The organism is Actinomadura keratinilytica (assembly GCF_039539665.1).
Lineage (GTDB): Bacteria > Actinomycetota > Actinomycetes > Streptosporangiales > Streptosporangiaceae > Spirillospora > Spirillospora keratinilytica.
Genome location: NZ_BAABDO010000043.1, coordinates 1 through 22,162, shown reverse-complemented (window position 1 = coordinate 22,162; position 22,162 = coordinate 1). Strand labels below are relative to the sequence as shown.

Below are 22,162 nucleotides of genomic sequence, written 5' to 3'. Positions count from 1 at the left end.
CCCGAGCGGCGCGTCCCGGAGAGCGGGCGGGACGCGGAGAGGCGGACGGGGGCGACTGACGCACAGAACCCCCGAGAGAAGGGAACGATCGTGGCAACCCCTCTGAGGACGACCATCCGCTGCATGATCGCGGCGGGCACCGTGGCGGCGCTGACCGCGGCCTGCGGCGGCGGCGACTCCGGCTCCGGCTCGGACGCGGCGTCCGGCGAACTCACCGGACGCGGCCCGATCACCCTGGTGCAGGGCAAGGACACCTCCGGCAACGTCCAGCGGCAGATCGACGCCTGGAACGCCCAGCACCCGAACGAGCAGGTGCGGCTGGTCGAGCTGCCCGAGGACGCCGACGCCCAGCGCCAGCAGATGGTGCAGAACGCCCAGGCCAAGTCCGACGCCTACACCGTGCTCAACCTCGACGTGGTGTGGACCGCCGAGTTCGCGGCCAACCGCTGGATCACGCCGCTGCCCCAGGACCAGTTCGACCTGTCGAAGTTCCTGCAGCCCACCGTCCGCACCGGCCAGTACCGCGGCCGCCTGTACGCCGCGCCGTGGAAGACCGACGCCGGGCTGCTCTACTACCGCACCGACCTGCTGAAGAAGGCCGGAGCGTCCGAGCCGCCCAAGACCTGGGACGAGATGAAGCAGATCTGCGACAAGGTCGCCAAGGACGGCGTCTCCTGCTACGGCGGCCAGTTCGAGAAGTACGAGGGCCTCACCGTCAACTTCTCCGAGGCCGTGCACAGCGCCGGCGGCGCCGTCGTCGACGACCAGGGCAAGCCCGCCGTCAACACCCCGCAGGCCAAGCAGGGCCTGGAGTTCCTGGTGCAGGGCTTCAAGAGCGGCTTCATCCCCAAGCAGGCCATCACCTACAAGGAGGAGGAGGCGCGCCGCGCCTTCGAGAAGGGCAGCCTGGTGTTCCTGCGCCAGTGGCCCTACCAGTACGCCCTGTCCACCAAGTCCGACGTCAAGGACAAGTTCGACGTGGCGCCGCTGCCCGGCCCGAACGGCCCCGGCGCGCCCACGCTCGGCGGCCACAACCTGGCCGTCTCCGCGTTCGCCAAGAACAAGGCGACCGCCCTCGACTTCATCAAGTACCTCACCGGCGCCGAGCAGGAGCGCGCGAACATGCTCGCCACCTCCGAGGCGCCCACCCTCGCCTCCCTCTACGAGGACGCCGAGCTGAAGAAGAAGTACCCCTACCTCGACGTGCTCAAGGAGTCCCTGCTCAAGGCCAGGCCTCGGCCCGAGGCGGTGCGCTACGGCGACGTCACCAAGGCGATCCAGGAGAACGCCTACGCCGCCCTCACCGGCGACAAGTCCACCGACCAGGCGCTGGCCGACATGCAGGACCAGCTCGGAAAGCTGACCCAGCAGTAGCGGCGACTCCCCGCCGGGACGCCCGCGTCCCGGCGGGGGATCCAGGGAGGCTTCCATGACCACCATCACCGCCGCACCCGAGCGGCCGCCCTCCGGCGGTACCGCCGCCAAGCCCGCCCGGCGCCGGGGCGACGTGCAGCGCTCCGGCCGGCTGGCCGCGGTCCTGCTGTCCCCGACGTTCATCGTGCTCGCACTGGTCGTCGGCTACCCGATCCTGGCGGCGCTGCGCGAGTCGCTGTACCGGCGCGGGCAGGGCCTGGACGCCGACGGGTTCGTCGTGCAGGGCGACCAGTTCGTCGGCCTGTCGAACTACCTCGACATCTTCACCGGTCCGAGCGCCTCGGTGTTCTGGGGCGCGCTGTGGAACACCTCGTTCTTCACCGTCACCACCGTCGCCATCGAGACCGTCCTCGGGATGTGCATGGCGCTGATCATGCACTGGGCGTTCCGCGGCCGGGCGCTGGTGCGGGCCAGCGTCCTGGTGCCGTGGGCGATCCCGACCGCCGTGTCGGCGCTGCTGTGGCGCTGGGTGTTCCAGGCCGACGGCGTCGCCAACGCGATGATCGGCCGCGAGGTGCTGTGGACCACCGAGGGCATCCAGGCCAAGTTCGCCGTGATCATCGCCGACACCTGGAAGACCGCCCCGTTCGTCGGGCTGCTGGTGCTGGCCGGGCTGCAGATGATCCCGCGCGACGTGCACGAGGCCGCGCGGGTGGACGGGGCGGGCGCCTGGCACCAGTTCTGGCGGATCACCCTGCCGCTGGTCAAGCCGGTGCTGCTGGTCGCCGTGCTGTTCCGGCTGCTGGACGTGCTGCGCATGTTCGACCTGCCGTTCGTGCTGATCGGCGCGCAGAAGGAGTCGGTGCAGACGCTGTCGATGCTGGCCTACGACGAGGCGTCGAACCTGCGCTACGGCGCCGCCGCGGCCTACTCCACCATCCTGTTCGTCTACGTCGCCGTCGTCGCCTACGCCTTCGTCAAGCTGCTGGGCGCCGACGTGATCGGCGAGATGCGCCAGGCGCGCGCCGCGGGCGACCGCCGCGTCCGCCTGCGCCTGCCGTTCCGCAAAGGGGTGACCTCATGAGCGCACCGTCGGCCGGGGCGCCCGCGCGGCGCCGCCTCCCGGCGTCGACCGTGCTGCGGTTCGCCGGCGTGGCGGCCGTGGTGGTGTACTGCCTGGCGCCGTTCTACTGGATGATCGTGTCGGCGTTCCGGCGCCCGCAGGACCAGTTCGACAACGCGCCGCTGCCGTCGCCGTGGTCGCTGGAGAACTTCCGCGCGGTGTTCGAGCCGGACGTGGGGTTCCAGCGGGCGCTGGTCAACAGCCTGGTCGTGGCGGGCACGACCACGCTGCTGACCCTGCTGGTCGGCACGTTCGCCTCCTACGCCCTGGCCCGGCTGACCTTCCGCGGCAAGAACCTGGTGCTGGGGATGGTGATCACCACCTCGATGTTCCCCGGCATCTCGCTGATCGTCCCGCTGCTGAAGCTGTTCACCGACATCGGCTGGATCAACACCTACCAGGCGATGGTCCTGCCGAGCCTGTCGTTCGCGCTGCCGCTGGCGGTGTGGAACCTGACCACGTTCTTCCGCCAGCTGCCGTTCGAGCTGGAGCAGGCGGCGATGGTGGACGGCTGCACCCGCGGGCAGGCGTTCCGGCGCATCATCATCCCGCTGGCCGCGCCCGGGGTGTTCACCACGGCGATCATCACGTTCATCGCGGCCTGGAACGAGTTCATCATCGCCCTGTCGATGGTGAACAAGAAGGAGATGCAGACCGCCACCGTGGCGATCTCCAAGTTCACCGGCGCGTACGGGTTCGACCAGCCGTTCGGCACCCAGATGGCGGCCGGGGTGATCGTCACCGTGCCGCTGGTGATCGTGGTGCTGATCTTCCAGCGGCGCATCATCGCGGGCCTGACCGCCGGGGGCGTCAAGTGACGGCCCCGGGCGGCCCGGCCCCCCTCCCCAACCGAAAGGACGTCGTGCAGCACACGGACAACGCGCCCTGGTGGCGCAGCGCGGTGATCTACCAGGTCTACATCCGCAGCTTCGCCGACGGGAACGGCGACGGCGTGGGCGACATCGCGGGCATCCGCTCGCGGCTGCCGTACCTGCGGGACCTGGGCGTGGACGCCATCTGGATCACGCCGTGGTACACCTCGCCGATGGTGGACGCGGGCTACGACGTGGCCGACTACACCGACATCGACCCGCTGTTCGGCACCCTGGCCGACGCCGAGGAGCTGATCCGCGAGGCGCACGGCCACGGCATCCGGGTGATCGTCGACGTGGTGCCCAACCACTCCTCCGACCGGCACGCCTGGTTCCAGGAGGCGCTGGCGGCCGGGCCGGGCTCGCCCGCCCGCGACCGGTACGTCTTCCGCGACGGCCGCGGCGAGAACGGGGAGCTGCCGCCCAACGACTGGCGCAGCACCTTCGGCGGCCCGGCGTGGACGCGCGTGCCGGACGGCCAGTGGTACCTGCACCTGTTCGCGCCCGAGCAGCCCGACCTGAACTGGGAGAACCCCCGGGTGCGCGCCGACTTCGAGCGCGTGCTCGGGTTCTGGCTGGACCTGGGCGTGGACGGGTTCCGCATCGACGTCGCCCACGGCCTGATCAAGGCGCCCGGCCTGCCCGACCTGGGCCCCGACGGCGAGGACGTGCTGGAGCCCACCGACCGCGTCGACCACCCGCACTGGGACCGCGACGGCGTCCACGAGATCTACCGGGCGTGGCGCCGGGTCTCCGACCGCTACCCCGGGCAGCGCGTCTTCGTCGCCGAGGCGTGGGTGGCCAACGCGCAGCGCCTGGCCCGCTACCTGCGTCCCGACGAGCTGCACACCGCGTTCAACTTCGACTTCCTGCGGGCCCCGTGGGACGCGGCGCGGCTGCGCGACGTCGTCGACACGACCCTCGGCACGCTCGGCGAGGTCGGCGCCCCCGCCACCTGGGTGCTGTCCAACCACGACGTGGTGCGGCACGTCACCCGGTACGGCAGGCCGCACACCGAGGGCCGGGGGCCGCGCCACGACGTGAGCGAGCCCCTGGACCTGGAGCAGGGCACCAGGCGCGCGAGGGCGGCGGCCCTGCTCATGCTGGCGCTGCCCGGCGGCGCGTACATCTACCAGGGCGAGGAGCTGGGGCTGCCCGAGGTGGAGGACATCCCCGAGGAGCGCCTCCAGGACCCGGTGTGGGAGCGGTCCGGGCACACCAACCGGGGCCGCGACGGCTGCCGCGTCCCCATCCCGTGGTCGGGGGACGCGCCGCCGTACGGGTTCAGCACCGCCGAGGACGCCGAGCCGTGGCTGCCGCAGCCGGAGCTGTGGAAGACCCTCTCGGTCGAACGGCAGTCCGGCGACCCCGCCTCGATGCTGGAGCTGTACCGGTCGGCGCTGCGGCTGCGGCGCGAGAACCCGGCGCTGGGCGACGGCGCGATGCGGTGGAACGACACCCCCGACGGCGTCCTCAGCTTCTCCCGCGACCCCGGCTTCACCTGCGTGGTGAACGTGTCCGGCGAGCCGTACGAGCTGCCCGCCGGCGCCGAGGTCCTGCTGGCCAGCGGCGACCTGGACGGCGGACGGCTGCCCGCCGACACCGCCGTCTGGCTCGCCACGTCCTGACACGCATCCGGCGCGGGGCCCGGCCGCCCCGGGCTCCGCGCCCCGTCCACCGGTCCGGGAGCCGGACCGATTCGGCACATCGGGGGTCGAGCGAGGGGAGACACCGACCTTGACAGGCGACACCAGACGCGACATCAGACGCGGGATGCGACGCGGCACCGCCCTCGCGGCCGCAGCCGTTGTGGCCGCCGGGACGGTCGCCGTGCCGTCCGCCCAGGCGCGGGAACGGGCGCCCGGGGAGGAACTGACCACGACGACCCGGCTGGCGGACCGGCGCTCCGTCGTCATCGGCGACCGGTTCTACGCCATGTCCACCGCCGACGGGCTCTACCCGGCGTCCGGATGGCACATCACCGGAGAGATGGGCGGGTTCTGGACACCGCCCATCAAGCTGCTCGACGGCGTGTGGTTCGGCGTGGACGGCGCCTGGCTCGGCGAGCAGGCGCGCGCGGAGAGCCACACCGTCGGGTACGGCTACACCCGCACCCGCTACGCCGCGACCGGCGGGGTGCGCGTCGAACGCACCGACGTGGTGCCCGACGGCCTGCGCGCCGGCCTGATCGGCCTGACCTTCCGCGCCGACAAGAGCCGCACCGTCCGGCTCGACGTCGACGCCCACTCCGAGCTGATGACCGCCTACCCGTGGGGCGGCACCACCCCGAACCAGAGCGCCTACAACCTGCCGGACACCGGCGCCTACGAGGACGGCGCACTCGTCTTCCGCGAACGCGGCAGGCCGCAGGTGCCCAACGCGTCCGAGCACGACTTCGCCGCGCTCGTCGCCGCCGACCGCAGCCCCGCCGCGCACCGGCTCGGCTCCGGGTACCGCGGCCCGCAGGCCCCGGCCGTCGTCTGCCCCGCCACCGGCACCGCGCCGGACCGGTGCGACGACTCGGAGTTCGGCAAGGGCACCGGCGGGCGGCTGACCTACGACGTGCGGGTGCCCGCCGGACGCGGCGTCACCGTCTGGTTGGCCGTCGCCGGATCCGACCGCGGCGACGGCGAGGCCCGCGCGGCGCTGAAGTCGGCGCTGCGCGACCCCGCCGGGCTGCTGGCCCGCAAGAAGGCCGCCCGCCGCGCCGTCGCCGCCAACACCGTCGTCGACCTGCCCGGCGACCGGCTGCTGCAGCGCAGCGTCGAGTGGAGCAAGCAGAACCTGGCCGACTCCGTGCAGGAGGCGCGGAACCTGCGCGTCCGCGTCACCCGCGAGGGCAGGCAGTACCCGGCGGCCAAGGGGACGGTCCCGGCGGCCCGCTGGCTGGGCGCCGGATGGCCCGACTACCCCTGGCTGTTCGGCACCGACGGCGAGTACACCGCGTTCGCGTCCGTCGCCGCCGGGCAGTTCGACGACATCAAGGCGCACCTGCGCGCGCTGCGCGACACCAGCGAGATCGCCAACGACCGCAGCGGCAAGGTGGTGCACGAGGTGGTGTCCGACGGGTCGGTGTACTTCGGTGCCGACGACGACGCGGGCAACACCGACGAGACCGCCAAGTTCCCCAGCGCCGTGGCACTGGTCTGGCGGTGGACGGGAGACCGCCGCTTCCTGGACGACCTGTACGACTTCACCGTCCGCAACATGCGGTACGTCGTGGAGAAGCTGGACGAGGACGGCGACGGCTGGCCGGAGGGGCTCGGCAACGTCGAGCGCAGCGGCATGGGCGTCGAGAAGCTCGACAACGCCGTCTACACCATCCGCGGCCTGCGCGACCTGGCCGACATGGCCCGCGCCAAGAACGACACCGCGACCGCGCGGTGGGCCGGCGAACGCGCCGCCCGCATGGAGAAGCGGTTCGACAAGACCTGGTGGAAGGGCGGCGACACCGGCCAGTACGCCGACTCCATCGACGACCCGGACGACCCGGCCAACGACAACGCCAAGCTGTTCCAGCGGCACTGGATCGGCGTGACGCCCATGGACGCCCAGCTCGTCCGCCCCGGCCAGGTCACCCGGCCGCTCGCCGACGACGAACGCGCCCGCACCGCCCTGGCCAAGCGCGAGGAGCCCTGCTACACCGGCGACAACGGCCTGTACCACACCGGCACGGGCCCGACCTCGGCGGACGGCGGCAACAAGGGGCCGTCCTGCGACAGCGCGGTCTCCAGCGTGCAGAGCGAACGCGTCGTCTACTCGCTCGGCAACGGCATCATGGCCACCGCCGAGGGCAACTACGGGCGGCTCGCCCAGCAGCGCCGCTACACCGACGCCAACGCCCGCATCCAGCTCGACCCGGACCTGTGGGAGATGCCGGGCGCCATGCCGGAGATCGCGGCCAGCCCCGACTTCAGCCCGGCCAACATCGACCGCAAGCTCACCGAACGCTCCATGGTGCTGCAGGCGTGGGGCGCGTACGGGACGCTGTGGCCGGTCGTGCGGCAGCAGCTCGGCGTCGACCCCGACATGGGGCGGGCGCGGCTGGAGGTCGTCCCGCAGATCCCGCCGGGCCAGTCCCGCATCTCGGGGCGGTCCATCCGGGTCGGCTCCGGCTCGGTCGACGTCACCGCCGAGTCCCGCGGCCGGACGCTGCGCACCGTGGTGAGCGCGGCGCGGCTCGGCGGCGCCGCCCTGCGGATCGGCCACGTGCTGCCCGCCGGGGCGAAGGTCGCCTCCGTCACCCTCGACGGCCGCCGCGTCGACGCCACCGTGCGCCGCACCGCGCGCGGCGACGAGGTCGTCGTCGACGCCGGAGCGCGGCGCGGCACCGCCACCCTTGTGATCACCCTCCGCTGACCGACAGGAGGTCCCCTTGCCCCAGTCCGCCCAGCCCGCCGTCCATGAGCACATCACCTGCGTGGCGGCCCCCGCGATCTGGCTGTCGCCGCCGAGCGGTCAGGTCGCCGGCGGCGTCGACGGCCTGTACGTCGCCGAGCGCCGCGTGCTGTCGCGTCTCGTGGTGACCGTGAACGGACGCGAGCCCGAGCCGGTCGAGGCGAGGCCGCACGGCGCGAACGGCGCCCGGTTCACCGCGTCCGCCGGGGCGCTGTCCGTCGAGCGGGTCCGTGTCGCCGCCCCCGACGGCGGCACGGAACGGATCACCCTGCGCAACACCGGGGACCTGGCGTCCATCAGCGCCGTGCGCTCCGGCGGCGACCCCGGCCTGCCGGAGAGGCCGCTGGAGGACGGCACCGAGTGGGCCGGGCCGGACGGCCACCGGGTCCGCCTGGACGGCCGCACGAGCGCCGACGTGACGCTGGCGCCGGGGGAGTCGTTCACCACCGCGGTCACCGTCCGCGCCACGCCCCCCGACACGCCCGGGTTCCGCCCGGCGCCGCCGCCCGGCCCGGCGCCGTGGGCGGACGCGCCGCTGACCGTCCGGTCGGGCGACGAGCGGCTCGACCGGCTCGTCGCCCAGGGCGTCGCCGACCTGGGCGCGCTGCTGCTGGCCCACGGCGGCGACATCTACTGCGCCGCCGGAAGCCCCTGGTACCTGACCCTGTTCGGTCGCGACGCGCTGTGGACGGCGCGGCTGGCGCTCCCGCTCGGGTACGAGCTGGCCGCCGGGACGCTGCGCGTGCTGGCCCGCCACCAGGGCGTGCGCCGCGACCCGGTCACCGAGGAGGCGCCCGGCAAGATCCCGCACGAGCTGCGTCCCGCCGACGCCACCACCTGGCTGCCGCCGGTCTACTACGGCTCGGTCGACGCGACGCCCCTGTTCGTGGTCACGCTCGCCGAGGCCCGCCGCTGGGGCATGCCCGACGACGAGGTCGCCGCCCTGCTGCCCGCCGCGGAACGCGCGCTGGAATGGCTCGGCACGTTCGACGGCGGGTTCGTCTCCTACACGGGGTCGGCCGACCGGCTGACCAACCAGGGGTGGAAGGACTCCGGCGACGGCATCCAGCACGCCGACGGGCGGCCGGCCCGGCCGCCGGTCGCGCTGTCGGAGGTGCAGGCCTACTCCTACCAGGCCGCCGTGCTCGGCGCCGACCTGCTGGATGCCTTCGGCCGGCCCGGCGCGGACCGGTGGCGCCGCTGGGCCGCCGACCTGGCCGAACGGTTTCGCGCCCGGTTCTGGGTGGACGACGGTGCGGGCGGCTACCCGGCGATCGCGCTGGACGGCGAGGGCCGCCCCGTCGACGGCGTGGCCTCCAACCTCGGCCACCTGCTCGGCACCGGCCTGCTCACCGCCGCCGAGGAGGCCGAGGTCGCGGCGCGGCTGCCCGAGCTGGACTCCGGCTGGGGGCTGCGGACGCTGACCCCGGCCGCCGCCGGGTTCGACCCGCTGTCCTACCACCTGGGGTCGGTGTGGCCGCACGACACCGCCATCGCGATCCTCGGCCTGGTGCGCTCCGGGCATCCCGAGGTCGCGGCGCGGCTGGCGCGCGGCCTGATCGGCGCCGCCCCCGCGTTCGGCCACCGGCTGCCCGAGCTGTTCGGCGGGCAGGACTCCAGCGCGCCGCCGGTGCCGTACCCGACGGCGTGCAGCCCGCAGGCGTGGGCGGCCGCAGTGTCCCCGGCGCTGGTCACGGCGCTGCTCGGCCTGGACGTCGACGTCCCGGCCGGACGCGTCGCGCTGGCGCCCGTGCCCGGGTTCGGGGAACTGGCGGCCGACAACATCCGCGTGGGCGGGGCCGTGCTGTCGGTCCGGGTGGCCGGTGACGGCCGCGCCTCCGTCACCGGCCTCCCGTCCGGCATGACGACCTGGATCCGCACGGAGACCTGAGGCGGCGCGGCTACCCGGCCGCCCCGCAGTGGTCGAGCGCGAAGGCCGCCAGCGTCTGCGCGGCGACGGCGACCTCGGCCAGGGACACGCATTCGTCCGGGCCGTGCATGCGGGCCACGTCACCGGGCCCGTACTGCACGGCCGGGATGCCGCCGAGCCCGGTGATCAGCCGCAGGTCGCTGCCGTAGGGGGCGCCCCACACCTGCGGGGTGCCGCCCGCCGCGCGGGTGTGCGCGGCGCCCAGGCGCTCCAGCAGCCCGCCGTCGTCGGCGGGCAGGCGCGCGGAGGCGAACCGGCCGCCCCACCACTCGACCCGCACCGGGTGCTGCGACAGCCAGTCGTCGGCGGCGCAGGCGTCCGCGACCGCCTCCTCCAGCGCCTGCCTGGCCGCCCGTTCGGATTCGCCGAGGGCGACGCCCATCCGGCCCTCGGCCACCAGGTCGCCGGGCACGGTGGACGGCCAGTCGCCCGCGCGCACCGTTCCGATCTCGATGGCGTAGGGCAGGTCCCAGCGCCGCATCAGCGGATCGACGTCGGCGTTGCGGCGCCGCTCCAGGTCGCGCAGCGCGGCGAAGACCGGCCAGAACCGCTCCACCGCGCTGACCCCGGTGCCGCGGCGGGCGGCGTGCGCGGCGCGGCCCCGCACGCGCAGCCGGAACGTCAGCGCGCCGGCGTTGGCGGGCACCACGTCCAGCCCGGTCGGCGCGGGGATGACGCACGCGTCGGCGCGCCAGCCGCGGCGCAGCAGGGCGTAGGAGCCGAGGCCGCCGTCCTCCTCGCCGGCCACGCACGCGACGAGCACGTCGCCGCGCGGCCGGGCGCGGCGCAGCGCCCGCACCGCGAACAGCGCGGCGACCAGCCCGCCCTTCATGTCGCAGGCGCCGCGCCCGTACAGCAGGCCGTCGGCGACGCGGCCGCCGAACGGGTCCTCGGTCCAGGCGCCGGGATCGCCGGGCGGGACGACGTCGACATGGGCGTTGAGCATCAGCGAGCGTCCGCCGCCGGTGCCGGGCAGGAGGCCGACCAGCCCGGACGCCCGGGTGCGCGGCACCTCGGCGCCGGGGAAGGCGTCCTCGGCGGTGACCGCGGCGACGTCGATCGGCCAGTGGTCCACCTCCAGGCCCTCGTCGCGCATCCACCCGGCCAGGAACTCCTGGATCTCCACCTCGGCGGCCGATCCGCCGACGCTGGGGATCCGCACGAGCTCGGCCAGCAGCTCGGCCATGGCGCCGGTCTGGCCGCGCAGCGCCTCGACGACGCCGGTCACGGCTGCGCGGTGAGGTAGCCGCCCATGGTGCGGAAGTACTCGGCGGCGGGCAGCTCGGTGCCGTCGTCGGTGCGGACCCGCTCGATGACCAGGCCGTGGCTGCGGCCGCGCCGCGCCTCCGCCCCCGCGACGATGACCACGCCGTCGCCCTCGCGGATGAACACCCGCCCGGGGGTGCCGCCGTAGACGCCCTTGGACACCGACGCCTTCAGCACGCGCACCCGCTCGCCCTTGTAGTAGGTGAACGCGTTGGGGTACGGGTCGGACTGCGCGCGGACGAGCCGTTCGATGTCCTCGGCGGGCCAGGTCCAGTCGATGCGGCTGTCCTCGATGGAGCGCTTGTGGAAGAAGCTGGCCTTCGAGCGGTCCTGCGGGGTGAAGTCGGTGCGCCCGGAGGCGATGAGGTCGAGCGCCTCGGCGACGATGGGGCCGATCAGGTCGACGGTGCGGTGGAACAGGTCGGTGGCGGTGTCGGTGGGGCCGACCGGGACGGCGCGCTGCACCACGATGTCGCCGGCGTCCAGCTCCTCGTTCATCATGTGCGCGGTGACCCCCACCTCCTTCTCGCCGTTGATGAGCGCCCAGATGATGGGGGAGAAGCCCGCGTAGGCGGGCAGCAGCGAGTCGTGGATGTTGAGGGTGCCGTGCCGCGGCAGGGTGAAGATCCGCGGCGGGATCCAGGTGCGCCAGTTGTTGGCGACGATCAGGTCGGGGTCGGCCTCCTTGAGCCGGGTCATGAGCTCCTCGTCGTCGGGCCGGTTGCGCAGCAGCACCGGGACGCCGTGCTCGGCGGCCAGGTCGGCGACGGAGTCGTCCCAGATCTTCTCGTAGGCGTGGTCGCTCTTGGGGTGGGTGACGACGAGGACGACGTCGTGCTCGGATTCCAGCAGCGCCTGGAGCGTGCGGTGCCCCCACGTCTGGTAACCGAACATCACGACCCGCATGTGGCCTCCTTGTGCCGAGGGTTCAGGGAAGGTTAGGCTCGCCTCAATTAGGTGAGGCTAACCTAATCACCCCCCGCAAATCCATCTGTCGGATCTTGGAAAGGTGCCCTTTCATGCCCCCCTCGGACGCGCACGTCCACGATCTCGTCGGCATCGGCTTCGGCCCGTCCAACCTGGCCCTGGCGATCGCGCTGCGCGAGCGGCACGAGCGCACCGGGCAGGCGGTCGACGCGGTGTTCCTGGACAAGCAACCGGCGTTCGGCTGGCATCGCGGCATGCTCATCGAGGGCGCGACCATGCAGGTGTCCTTCCTGAAGGACCTGGTCACCATGCGCAACCCGGCCAGCGGCTTCGGCTTCCTCAGCTACCTGCGCGAGCGCGGCCGGCTGGCCGACTTCATCAACCACAAGACGCTGTTCCCCTCCCGCGCGGAGTTCCACGACTACCTGGAATGGGCCGCGGCGGCCTTCGCCGACCAGGTCGAGTACGGCTCGGAGGTCGTCGCCGTCACCCCCGTCGTCGTCGACGGCGCCGTGGAGTACCTGGATGTGGTGGTGCGGCAGGGCGGCTGCTCCGACGAGCTGACCACACGGCGCGCCCGCAACCTGGTCGTCGCCGCCGGACTGGAGCCGGTGCTGCCCGACGGCGCCGTCACCGGCGAGCGGATCTGGCACAGCGAGGAACTGCTCGACCGCGTGTCCGGCCTGCGCGACCCGCGCCGCCTGGTGGTGGTCGGCGCCGGGCAGAGCGGTGCCGAGGTCACCGACTACCTGCACCGCACGTTCACCGACGCCGAGGTGTGCACGGTGTTCGCCAAGTACGGCTTCACGCCCGCCGACGACAGCTCGTTCGCCAACCGCATCTTCGACCCCGGGGCCGTCGACCACTTCTTCACCGCCCCCGAGGAGGTGAAGCGGACGCTGATGGACTACCACCGCTCCACCAACTACTCCGTCGTCGACCTGGAGCTCATCGACGAGCTGTACCGGCGGCACTACCAGGAGAAGGTGCAGGGCAGGGAGCGGCTGCGCATCATGAACGCCTCCCGCGTGACCGACGTGGAGAGCGACGCGTCGGCGGTGCGCGTCGCGGTCGAGTTCCTGCCGACCGGCGAGCGCACCGTCCTGGAGGCCGACGCGCTGGTCTACGCGACCGGATACCGGCCCTGCGACCCGCTGACACTGCTGGGCGAGGCGGGCGAGTACTGCGTGCGGCGCCCCGAGGGCGGTCTGCGCGTGGAACGCGACTACCGCATCGCCACCACCTCCGCGATGCGCTGCGGCCTGTACCTGCAGGGCGCCACCGAGCACACGCACGGGATCGGCTCGACCCTGCTGTCCAACACCGCCATCCGGGCCGGGGAGATCGCCGACTCGGTGGCGGAGCGGCTCGGCGCCCAGCACCGCGGCTCCTACGCCGTGCACAACTGACCGCCCCCTACCGGGGCGACGTACCCGGGGGCCGCGCCCGGGCGGGGCGCGCGGCCGGCGCCGGCCGGACGGTCAGGACGCCGTGCGGCCGTGGCCGGACGCGGCCCGCGCCCCGTCCCCGTTGCTGCTTGCGTCTCCGTCCCCGGCCCCGTCCCCGGCCCCGTTCCCGGACAGGGGACCGCCCTCCGCGGGGGCGCTGTGGTGGCGGCCCATCGGAATGATCCAGGGAGTCCCGCTGACCGGGTCGGTGGCGACCTGGCAGCGCAGCCCGAACACGTCCTCGACCAGCGCGGCGTCGACCACCTCGGCGGGCGGCCCCTCGGCGACGATCGCGCCCGCCTTCATCACGACCACGTGGTCGGCGTACCGGCACGCCTGGTTCAGATCGTGCAGCACCATCACCACCGTGCGCCCCTCGCGCCGGTTCAGATCGACCACCAGGTCGAGCACGTCCACCTGGTGGGCCAGGTCCAGGTAGGTGGTCGGCTCGTCCAGCAGCAGCACGGGGGTGCCCTGCGCCACCGCCATGGCGATCCAGGCGCGCTGCCGCTGCCCGCCCGACAGCTCGTCCACCGACCGCGCCGCGTGCTCCAGCATCCCGGTCGCGCGCAGCGCCGCGGTGACCGCCTCCTCGTCGGCGGACGACCACTGCCGCCACCAGGTCTGGTGCGGGGCGCGGCCCTGGCCGACCAGGTCCAGCACCGTCAGCCCCTCCGGCGCGACCGGCGACTGCGGCAGGATGCCCAGCCGCCGCGCGACCTGCCGGGTCGGCATGGTGTGGATGGCGCGGCCGTCCAGGTGCACGGCGCCGCCGCGCGGCGTCAGCAGCCGGGCCAGCGCGCGCAGCAGCGTCGACTTCCCGCACGCGTTGGCGCCGATGATGACGGTGATCCGCCCCGGCGGGACGACCAGGTCCAGGCCGTCGACCACCACGCGGTCGTCGTAGGCCAGCCGGAGCCCGCTGGCGCGCAGGTCCGGCTCGGGTCCGGCGGCGCCGGCGGAACCGGGGGTGCGGACGGACGGCGATGTCACGGTTCATCCTCCAGAGCCGATGCGGTTGGCCCGGGCGAGCAGCCAGAGCAGGAACGGCGCGCCGAACACGCCGGTGACGACGCCGACCGGCAGCTCGAAGTCGGCGAACGCGCGCTGGGCGACCAGGTCGCAGCCGAGGACGACCAGCGCCCCGGTGAGCGCGGCGGCGGTCAGCGGCGGCCGGGGCGTGCCCGCCAGCCGCAGCGCGATCTGCGGCGCGGCCAGCGCGATGAACGACACCGGCCCGGCCGCGGCGGCGGCGAACGCGACCAGGCCGCCGGCCGTGCACAGCAGCGCCAGCCGCGCCCGCTGCACCGGCACGCCCAGCCCGCCCGCCACCTGGTCGCCGAGCTGCAGGGCGCGCAGCCACCGGCCGAGCAGCAGCGCGGCCGGCACCAGCACGGTCAGCGCGACGGCGAGCGGGCGCACGCTGTCCCAGCCGCGGCCGTTGAGGTCGCCGACGAGCCAGCCCACCGCCTGCTGCGCCTCGAACTCCCTGGCCCTGACGATCAGGTACTGGGTGGCGCTGGCGCACATCCAGTTCACCCCGATGCCGACGAGCACGATGCGGTAGCCGGTCGTGCCGCGGTTCCAGGCGAGCACGTAGACGAGCAGGGCGGTCAGCAGCGCCCCGGCCAGCCCGAGCGTCTGGGTGCCGAGGCCGGAGCCGAGGCCGAGCACGACGCCGGCGACCACGGCGGTGCCCGCGCCCTGGGTGATGCCGATGACGTCGGGGCCGGCCAGCGGGTTGCGGGTGAGCGTCTGCAGGATCGCCCCGGACATGCCGAACGCGGCGCCCGCCAGCAGGCCGATCAGCGCCCGCGGCAGCCGCAGCTCGCGGACGACCAGGACGGTGCCGCCGTCGCCCGCCCCGAACAGCGCCGGCACCACCTCGTGCAGGCCGAGCGGATAGTCGCCCGAGCCGAGGCCCAGGCACAGCACGAGGAACGCGGCGGCGGCCAGCGCCGCGCACGTCGCCAGCAGGCGCAGCCGCAGGATGCACGACACCGGCGGCCAGGCCAGCCGCACGGTGGTGCGCCCCGCCAGCCGGTTCACTTCGATCAGGCTCATGGGCGCCCTCACAGTTCGGCGAGGCGGCGACGGCGGACCAGCGCGATGAAGAACGGCGCGCCGAGGAACGCGGCGAGCACGCCGACGTCGACCTCCTGCGGGCGGGCCACGACCCGCCCGGCGATGTCGGCGGCCAGCAGCAGGCAGGGCGCGACCAGCGCGGTCAGCGGCAGCAGCCAGCGGTGGTCCGGCCCGCTGACGGCGCGCACCGCGTGCGGGACGACCAGCCCGACGAACACGATCGGGCCCGCGACCGCGACGGCGGCGCCGGTCAGCAGCGTCACCGCGGCCGCGCCCTGCACGCGGACCAGCCGCAGCCGCCGGCCTAGCGAGGCGGCCACGTCGTCGCCGAGCGCGAGGTTGTTCAACGCGGGCGCCAGGCTCAGCGCCAGCACCGCGCCGACCGCCAAGAACGGCAGCACCTGGGTGATCAGCGCGGTGTTCTGCCCGGCCAGCGACCCGGCGGACCAGAACCGGTAGCGGTTGAGCACCTGCGGGTCGACCAGCGACACGCCGCGGGTGATCGACTCCAGCAGGAACGTGACGGCGATGCCGGCCAGCGCCAGCTTCACCGGCGTCCGCCCGCCGCGGCCGAGCCCGCCCAGCAGGTACACCACGGCGCCGGCGGCGACCGCCCCGGCGAACGCGAACCACACGTACCCGTACAGCGACGTCATGCCGGCCACCCCGACCGCGAGCATCAGGGCGAACGCGGCGCCCCCGCTGACGCCGAGCAGCCCCGGGTCGGCCAGCGGGTTGCGGGTCAGGGCCTGCATGACCGCCCCGCCGAGACCCAGCGCGGCACCGGCCAGCACCCCGAGCAGGGTGCGCGGCATCCGCACGTCCCACACGATGGTGCCGACCTCGGTGTCGTGCGGCCCGGTGAGCGCCCGCACCACCTCGTCGAGAGGGATCTGCCGGCTGCCCACCGCGATCGACAGCAGGCACAGCAGGCCGAGCAGGCCGAGCGCCGCCACCACCAGCGCGGACCGTCCGGCCCGGTCAACAACCCTCACGCGATCACAACCTGTCCGGGGGTATGGCCACGTCGGTACCCGAGCACGTCGGTGCTTAGGTGAGCCATACCTTACAGGCTCCGAAAGGGCTTGTGATTAGGTAAGGCTTACCTTAGTATCGCGCCGACGCCGAGCTTCATCCCCGCGGTTCCCTCACGCCCGGCAGTCGCGCTCAACCGAATTCGAAAGGGAGTCGATGTCCCCCACATCGCTGTCCTCCACCCCGCCCCGGACCGCGGGCCCGTCGTCCGCCAGGAGACTCGCGCTGGCGCTGGCGGCCGTACTGCTGGCGACGCTCGGGCTGGCCGCCTGCGGCGACGACTCCGACGGCGGCGGCGCGTCCGCCTCCGGTCAGGGCGCCCCTGTCCGGATCCAGCACAAGTACGGCACCACCGAGGTGCCCGCCTCGCCGAAGCGCGTGGTGACCGTCGGCTGGACCGACCAGGACGCGGTGCTGGCGCTGGGCGTCAAGCCCGTCGGCGTCGTCGAGTTCACCGGACTCGGCCTCAGCGTCGACAAGTACCCGTGGAGCGCCGACCGGTGGGGCGGCACCGCGCCGACCGTCGTCGGGCAGCGCGAGGAACTGAAGATGGAGAAGATCGCGGCGCTGCGCCCCGACCTGATCCTCGCCCTCTACACCGGCATCAAGAAGGAGCAGTACGACCAGCTCTCCAAGATCGCACCGACCGTCGCGCAGTCGGCCCAGTACGACGACTACGCCATGCCGTGGAAGGAGTCGACCCTGGTCACCGGGCGCGCCCTCGGCAAGGAGGCGGAGGCCAGGAAGCTGATCGCCGCCGTCGACCAGCGGTTCGCCCAGGCCCGGCAGCAGAACCCGCAGCTGGTCGGCAAGACGTTCGCCGTCGCCGACCCGTTCAAGCCCGGCCAGTACGCGGTGTTCGGGCCCGGCGACGCCAAGGTCGAGTTCATGAAGGGCCTCGGCATGGTCGTGCCCGACGCCATCGCCAAGGCGGCCGGCAAGGAGCAGGCGGCCGTGATCGGGTCCGAGCGGGCCGACCTGCTCGACACCGACCGGCTGGTCTTCCTCACCTCGGTGCCCGACGCCCGCGAGACCGTCGAGGCCGACAAGGTCTACACCGGGCTGAAGGTCGCCAAGGAGAACCGCGCGGTGTTCGTCCCCTACAACCCGACCGGCGCCGCGGTCTCCTTCAACACCGTGCTGAGCATTCCGTACGCGATCGACCAGATGGTGCCGTTGCTGAACGACACCCGCTGACATGCAAAGCACGGATCGACCGGGTCGGTGCGCGGCGCCGGCCCGGTCGCAGCGGTGAGCAGGGGAGAGGGCCGTGTCGGAGGTGTGCTGGTGAATCGGGAAAACGACGCCTCGGTGCCGTCGGCGACGCTGCCGGAGATGTTCTCCGAACGCGTCCGGCAGGCCCCGGACGCGGTGGCGCTGGTCTTCGAGGACGAGGAACTCACCTACGCCGAGGTGGACGCCCGGGCGAACCGGCTGGCGCACGCGCTGGTCGAACGCGGCGTCGGGCCGGAGCGGGTCGTGGCGCTGGCGCTGCCCCGCTCCCCGGAGATGATCATCGCCGAGCTGGCGGTGCTCAAGGCGGGCGGCGCCTACCTGCCGCTCGACCCCGACTACCCCGCCGAACGGCTGGCGTTCATGCTGGCCGACGCCGGGCCCGTCTGCCTGGTCACCACCCGCGCGCTGGCGCGGGCCGTCCCGGACGCCGCGGGCACGTCGCGGCTGCTGCTGGACGACCCGGCCACCGCCGCCGACCTCGCCGCCCGCCCCGGCACCGACCCCGATGTCGCGCTCGACGTGCGCAACGCCGCCTACGTCATCTACACCTCCGGGTCCACGGGCCGCCCCAAGGGCGTCGTGGTGACGCACACGGGGGTCGGCAAGCTCGTCGCCACCCAGACCCAACGGCTCGGCGTCGGCCCGCACAGCCGGGTCCTGCAGTTCGCCTCGCCCAGCTTCGACGTCGCGTTCTGGGACCTGTGCCTGGGGCTGCTGTCAGGTGGACGGCTGGTGATCGTCCCCGCCGAGCGGCGGGTGCCCGGCCCGGAGCTGTCGCAGTACGCCCACGCGCACGGCGTCGACTTCATGATCCTCCCGCCGGCGCTGCTGGCCGCGATGCCGCAGGACTGCACCCTCCCGCTCGACTCCACGCTGCTGGCCGGCACCGAACGGGTGCCGGCGGAACTGGTGGCGCGCTGGTCGCCGGGGCGGCGGATGTTCAACGCCTACGGCCCGACCGAGGCCACCGTCAACTCCACGCTCGGCGAATGCCCCGACGACCCCCCGCCCGGCTCGACGGTGCCGATCGGAGTCGCCGACCCCGGCACGCGCGCCCACGTGCTGGACGCCGCGCTGCGCCCCGTCCCCCCGGGCGTCACGGGGGAGCTGTACCTGGGCGGCCCCGGCCTGGCCCGCGGCTACCTCGGCCGCCCCGGCCTGACCGCCGAACGGTTCGTCGCCGACCCGTTCGGCGCGCCTGGCGAACGCCTCTACCGCACCGGCGACCTGGTGCGGCGGCGCCCCGAGGACGGCCTGCTGGAGTTCGTGGGCCGCGCCGACGACCAGGTGAAGATCCGCGGCTTCCGCGTCGAGCCCGGCGAGATCGAGGCCGTGCTCGGCGGGCACCCCTCGGTGGCGCAGACCGCGGTCGCCGTGCGCGAGGACCGGCCGGGCGACCGGCGCCTGGTCGCCTACGTCGTCCCCGCCGCCGGGCCGCGGGCGCGCCGCGACGAACGCCGCGAACGCGACCGGCTCGACGAGGTCAAGCGGGTGCACGAGCTGCTCTACACCGCCGTCGGCTCCGGCGACGGCGGCCTCGCCGACGGCTTCGCCGGGTGGAACAGCACCTACGACGGCGAGCCGATCCCGCTGGAGGAGATGCGCGAGTGGCGGGACGCGACCGTCGAACGCGTCCTGGCCCTGCGGCCGCGCCGGGTCCTGGAGATCGGCGTCGGCAGCGGCCTGATCCTGTCGGCCGTCGCACCGCACTGCGAGTCGTACTGGGGCACCGACCTGTCGGAGGAGGCCGTGGCGGTCCTGCGCCGCCGGGCCGCCGCCGACCCCGCCCTGGCCGGGCGGGTCGAGCTGCGCGCCCAGCCCGCCCACGACACCGGCGGCCTGCCCCGCGGGCACTTCGACACGATCGTCGTCAACTCGGTGGTGCAGTACTTCCCCAGCGCCGACTACCTCGTCCGGGTGCTGCGGTCGGCGGTGGAGCTGCTGGCCCCCGGCGGCAGCGTGTTCGTCGGCGACGTGCGCGACCTGCGGACGCTGCGGTGCCTGCGCGCCGCCGTGGAGGTGGCCCGGCGCGGCGGGCACGTCGAGCCGTCCGCCGTGCCGCGCCTGCGCGCGGCCGTCGAGCAGGCGGTGCACTGGGAGGGCGAGCTGCTGCTCGACCCCGACTTCTTCGCCGCGCTGGCGCGCACGGTCGACGGCGTGCACCGCGTCGACGTGCGCATCAAGCGCGCCCGGCACCACAACGAGCTGAGCCGCTACCGCTACGACGTCGTCCTCGGCACCCGCCCCCGGCACGGGCAGCAGCCGCCCGCCCTGACCCTGCGCTGGGGCGCGGACGTCCCCGACCTGGCCGCCCTGCGCGACCGGCTGGCCGCCCGGCCGCCGCTGCTGCGGCTGTGCGGCGTCCCCAACGCCCGCCTGACCGACGACCTGAACGCGCTGCGGACGCTGTGGCCCGGCGATCCGGCCCCCGAAGGCGTCGACCCGGAGACGCTGTGGGCCCTCGGCGAGGAGTTCGGCTACACGGTGGACGCCACCTGGGCGAGCGGCCGCACCGACGGCGCCGTCGACGCGGTGTTCGCCGACACCGGAGTGGACCCCGGCGAGATCTACCGGCCCGCCGGCGACCTCGCCGCGCCCGCGGAGTACGCCAACACGCCCTCGGGCTTCCGCGACGTGGGCGCGCTCATGCACACGCTGCGCTCCTATCTGAGCGAGAAGCTGCCCGCCCACATGGTGCCCGCGGCGTTCGTCCCGCTCGCCGAGCTGCCGGTCCTGCCCAGCGGCAAGCTCGACCGGGCGGCCCTGCCCGCCCCCGACTACACCGCCCTCGCCTCCGCCCGCCGCACCGCCGCCGCCCGCCCGGCCGCCGACGCGCGGGAGGAACTGCTGCGCGGTGTCTACGCCGAGGTCCTCGGTGTCGACGACGTCGGTGTCGACGACGACTTCATCGAGCTGGGCGGTGACAGCATCCTGGCCGTCCAGGTGCTGATCCGCGCCCGCGCGGCGGGGCTGGCGCTGTCGGCCGGGGACGTCTTCCGGCACCGCACCGTCGCCGCGCTCGCCGCGGCCGCCTCCGCCGCCGCCCCGGCGGGCGAACCGGCCGCCGGGCCCGACACCGCCGCCGAACCGCTGGTCGTGCTCGACACCGAGGACGCCGACCGGCTCACCCGCCTGGCCGGGGAGATCGACGAGGTGCTGCCCCTCACCCCGCTGCAGGAGGGGTTCTTCTTCCACGCGCTCGTCGACGGCTCGTCCGGCAACGTCTACGTGGTCCAGCACCTCATCGAGCTGCGCGGCGCCCTGGACGCGGCGGCGCTGCGCCGGGCGGCGCAGGCCGTGCTCGACCGCCACACCCCGCTGCGCGCCGGGTTCGCCCGGCTCGGCGACGGCCGGATGGTGCAGTTCGTCCCCCGCGAGCCCGCCGCCCTGCCGTGGCGCGAGATCGACCTGAGCGGCCTGGACGCCGGCGAGCGCGCCGCGCGGGCCGCCGCCGTGGCGGCCGAGGAGCGGACCCGCGGCTTCGACCTGGAACGCCCGCCGCTGCTGCGCTGCACGCTCCTGCGGCACGGCCCCGAGCACCACACGCTGGTGCTGATGTTCCACCACATCGTCGCGGACGGCTGGTCGGTGCAGATCATGCTCCGCGACCTGCTCCACTTCTACGGCGCGGCGGACGCGCCGCCGGCGGTCACCCCGTACCGCGACTACCTCGCCTGGCTGGCCCGCCGCGACCGGGAGGCGGCGCTGGCGGCCTGGCGCCTGGCGCTCGACGACCTGGACGGGCCGACCCGCCTGGCCGCCGCCCTGCCCGCCCCGCCGGACGCGGCCGGCGCGGACCCCGACCCGAGCCGGCGCCGGGCCGACGTCCGCGTCGAGCTGCCCGAGCAGGCCACCGCCGACCTGGCCGCGTGCGCCCGGCGGCACGGGCTCACCCTCGGCACCCTCGTGCAGGGCGCGTGGGGGCTGCTGCTCGGCCGGATGACCGGCCGCACCGACGTGGTGTTCGGCACGGCGGTGTCCGGGCGCGGCGCGGACGTGGCGGGCATCGAGTCGATGGTCGGCATGTTCGTCAACACGCTGCCGGTGCGGATGCGGTGGCGGCCCGGGGAGCCCGCCGCCGCGGCGCTGGCCCGCTTCCAGGACGAGCAGTCGGCCCTGCTCGACCACCAGCACCTCGGGCTGGCCCGCATCCAGCGGCTCGCCGGCACCGGGGAGCTGTTCGACACCCTGGTCGTCCTGGAGAACTACCCCGAGGAGCCCGACCTGCGCGACCCCTCGGGCACCGTCGCCGTCACCGGCGTCGAGTTCGCCAACGTCGAGCAGTACCCGCTCGCGCTCGTCGTGGTGCCCGGCCGCAGGCTCGCGCTGCGCGTCGACCACGACACCGCCGTGCTCGACGGCGCCGCCGCCGACCGCCTCGCCGACCGGCTGACGGCGCTGCTGCGGGCCGTGGCCGCCGACCCCGCCCGGCCCGTCGCCCGGATCGAACCGCCCGCGGCCGGCGAGC

The 22,162-nt window shown here is 74.4% G+C and carries 14 protein-coding genes; 9 read left to right on the top strand and 5 right to left on the bottom strand.

The features are described from left to right. Nucleotides 1-90: 90 nt before the first annotated feature. From ABD879_RS15865 to ABD879_RS15840, 6 genes are all read left to right on the top strand, one after another. On the top strand, nucleotides 91-1,374 hold the full coding sequence (locus tag ABD879_RS15865) for an ABC transporter substrate-binding protein (protein WP_345022149.1): 1,284 nt from the start codon (nucleotides 91-93) through the stop codon (nucleotides 1,372-1,374). A 55-nt stretch (nucleotides 1,375-1,429) separates the two neighbouring features. Continuing rightward, nucleotides 1,430-2,458 (top strand): carbohydrate ABC transporter permease, encoded by a 1,029-nt coding sequence (locus ABD879_RS15860; RefSeq protein WP_345022147.1) that lies wholly within the window; start codon nucleotides 1,430-1,432, stop codon nucleotides 2,456-2,458. Continuing rightward, on the top strand, nucleotides 2,455-3,315 hold the full coding sequence (locus tag ABD879_RS15855; protein WP_345022145.1) for a carbohydrate ABC transporter permease: 861 nt from the start codon (nucleotides 2,455-2,457) through the stop codon (nucleotides 3,313-3,315). The genes ABD879_RS15860 and ABD879_RS15855 overlap by 4 nt, the downstream gene beginning before the upstream one ends. A gap of 44 nt (nucleotides 3,316-3,359) precedes the next feature. After that, the gene (locus ABD879_RS15850) at nucleotides 3,360-4,997 is read left to right on the top strand and encodes a glycoside hydrolase family 13 protein (RefSeq protein ID WP_345022143.1); all 1,638 of its coding nucleotides are present in this window, start codon (nucleotides 3,360-3,362) and stop codon (nucleotides 4,995-4,997) included. Between the two features lie 145 nt (nucleotides 4,998-5,142). Beyond that, nucleotides 5,143-7,728 carry a glucosidase family protein gene (locus tag ABD879_RS15845; RefSeq protein ID WP_345022141.1) on the top strand — a complete coding sequence of 862 codons (2,586 nt, stop codon included), beginning with the start codon at nucleotides 5,143-5,145 and terminating at the stop codon, nucleotides 7,726-7,728. 16 nt (nucleotides 7,729-7,744) lie between these two features. Beyond that, complete coding sequence (locus ABD879_RS15840) at nucleotides 7,745-9,658, top strand: glycogen debranching N-terminal domain-containing protein (protein WP_345022139.1); 1,914 nt, start codon at nucleotides 7,745-7,747, stop codon at nucleotides 9,656-9,658. A gap of 10 nt (nucleotides 9,659-9,668) precedes the next feature. Here ABD879_RS15840 and ABD879_RS15835 read toward each other — a convergent pair whose 3' ends face one another. Continuing rightward, a complete protein-coding gene (locus ABD879_RS15835; protein ID WP_345022137.1) occupies nucleotides 9,669-10,925 on the bottom strand; it encodes an ArgE/DapE family deacylase in 1,257 nt (418 codons plus the stop codon). Beyond that, entirely contained in the window at nucleotides 10,922-11,869 is a 948-nt protein-coding gene (locus tag ABD879_RS15830; protein WP_345022135.1) for a methionyl-tRNA formyltransferase, read from the bottom strand. The genes ABD879_RS15835 and ABD879_RS15830 overlap by 4 nt, the downstream gene beginning before the upstream one ends. Before the next feature lie 113 nt (nucleotides 11,870-11,982). On the opposite strand from ABD879_RS15830, the gene ABD879_RS15825 reads away from it, so the two are divergent. After that, nucleotides 11,983-13,299, top strand: coding sequence for a lysine N(6)-hydroxylase/L-ornithine N(5)-oxygenase family protein (locus ABD879_RS15825; RefSeq protein WP_345022133.1), 1,317 nt, complete (start codon nucleotides 11,983-11,985; stop codon nucleotides 13,297-13,299). A 72-nt stretch (nucleotides 13,300-13,371) separates the two neighbouring features. Here ABD879_RS15825 and ABD879_RS15820 read toward each other — a convergent pair whose 3' ends face one another. From ABD879_RS15820 to ABD879_RS15810, 3 genes are read right to left on the bottom strand one after another with little or no spacing between them, the layout of a single operon-like run. Beyond that, complete coding sequence (locus ABD879_RS15820; protein ID WP_378268760.1) at nucleotides 13,372-14,331, bottom strand: ABC transporter ATP-binding protein; 960 nt, start codon at nucleotides 14,329-14,331, stop codon at nucleotides 13,372-13,374. A 3-nt stretch (nucleotides 14,332-14,334) separates the two neighbouring features. Further along, nucleotides 14,335-15,402 carry a FecCD family ABC transporter permease gene (locus ABD879_RS15815; RefSeq protein WP_345022131.1) on the bottom strand — a complete coding sequence of 356 codons (1,068 nt, stop codon included), beginning with the start codon at nucleotides 15,400-15,402 and terminating at the stop codon, nucleotides 14,335-14,337. Nucleotides 15,403-15,410: 8 nt separating this feature from the next. Beyond that, nucleotides 15,411-16,418, bottom strand: a complete 1,008-nt coding sequence (locus ABD879_RS15810; RefSeq protein ID WP_345022129.1) for a FecCD family ABC transporter permease — start codon at nucleotides 16,416-16,418, stop codon at nucleotides 15,411-15,413. A 196-nt stretch (nucleotides 16,419-16,614) separates the two neighbouring features. On the opposite strand from ABD879_RS15810, the gene ABD879_RS15805 reads away from it, so the two are divergent. Both ABD879_RS15805 and ABD879_RS15800 read left to right on the top strand, forming a co-directional pair. Next, the gene (locus ABD879_RS15805; protein WP_345022127.1) at nucleotides 16,615-17,655 is read left to right on the top strand and encodes an iron-siderophore ABC transporter substrate-binding protein; all 1,041 of its coding nucleotides are present in this window, start codon (nucleotides 16,615-16,617) and stop codon (nucleotides 17,653-17,655) included. Nucleotides 17,656-17,745: 90 nt separating this feature from the next. Continuing rightward, on the top strand, nucleotides 17,746-22,162 hold a 4,417-nt coding region (locus tag ABD879_RS15800), incomplete at its 3' end, for an amino acid adenylation domain-containing protein (protein WP_345022125.1).

What these genes read in the sequence shown, in the direction of transcription:
- ABD879_RS15825 (WP_345022133.1), top strand. Translation starts at nt 11,983, where the DNA reads ATGCCCCCCTCGGACGCGCACGTCCACGATCTCGTCGGCATCGGCTTC.
- ABD879_RS15815 (WP_345022131.1), bottom strand. Translation starts at nt 15,402, where the DNA reads ATGAGCCTGATCGAAGTGAACCGGCTGGCGGGGCGCACCACCGTGCGG.
- ABD879_RS15855 (WP_345022145.1), top strand. Translation starts at nt 2,455, where the DNA reads ATGAGCGCACCGTCGGCCGGGGCGCCCGCGCGGCGCCGCCTCCCGGCG.
- ABD879_RS15860 (WP_345022147.1), top strand. Translation starts at nt 1,430, where the DNA reads ATGACCACCATCACCGCCGCACCCGAGCGGCCGCCCTCCGGCGGTACC.
- ABD879_RS15805 (WP_345022127.1), top strand. Translation starts at nt 16,615, where the DNA reads ATGTCCCCCACATCGCTGTCCTCCACCCCGCCCCGGACCGCGGGCCCG.
- ABD879_RS15845 (WP_345022141.1), top strand. Translation starts at nt 5,143, where the DNA reads ATGCGACGCGGCACCGCCCTCGCGGCCGCAGCCGTTGTGGCCGCCGGG.
- ABD879_RS15830 (WP_345022135.1), bottom strand. Translation starts at nt 11,869, where the DNA reads ATGCGGGTCGTGATGTTCGGTTACCAGACGTGGGGGCACCGCACGCTC.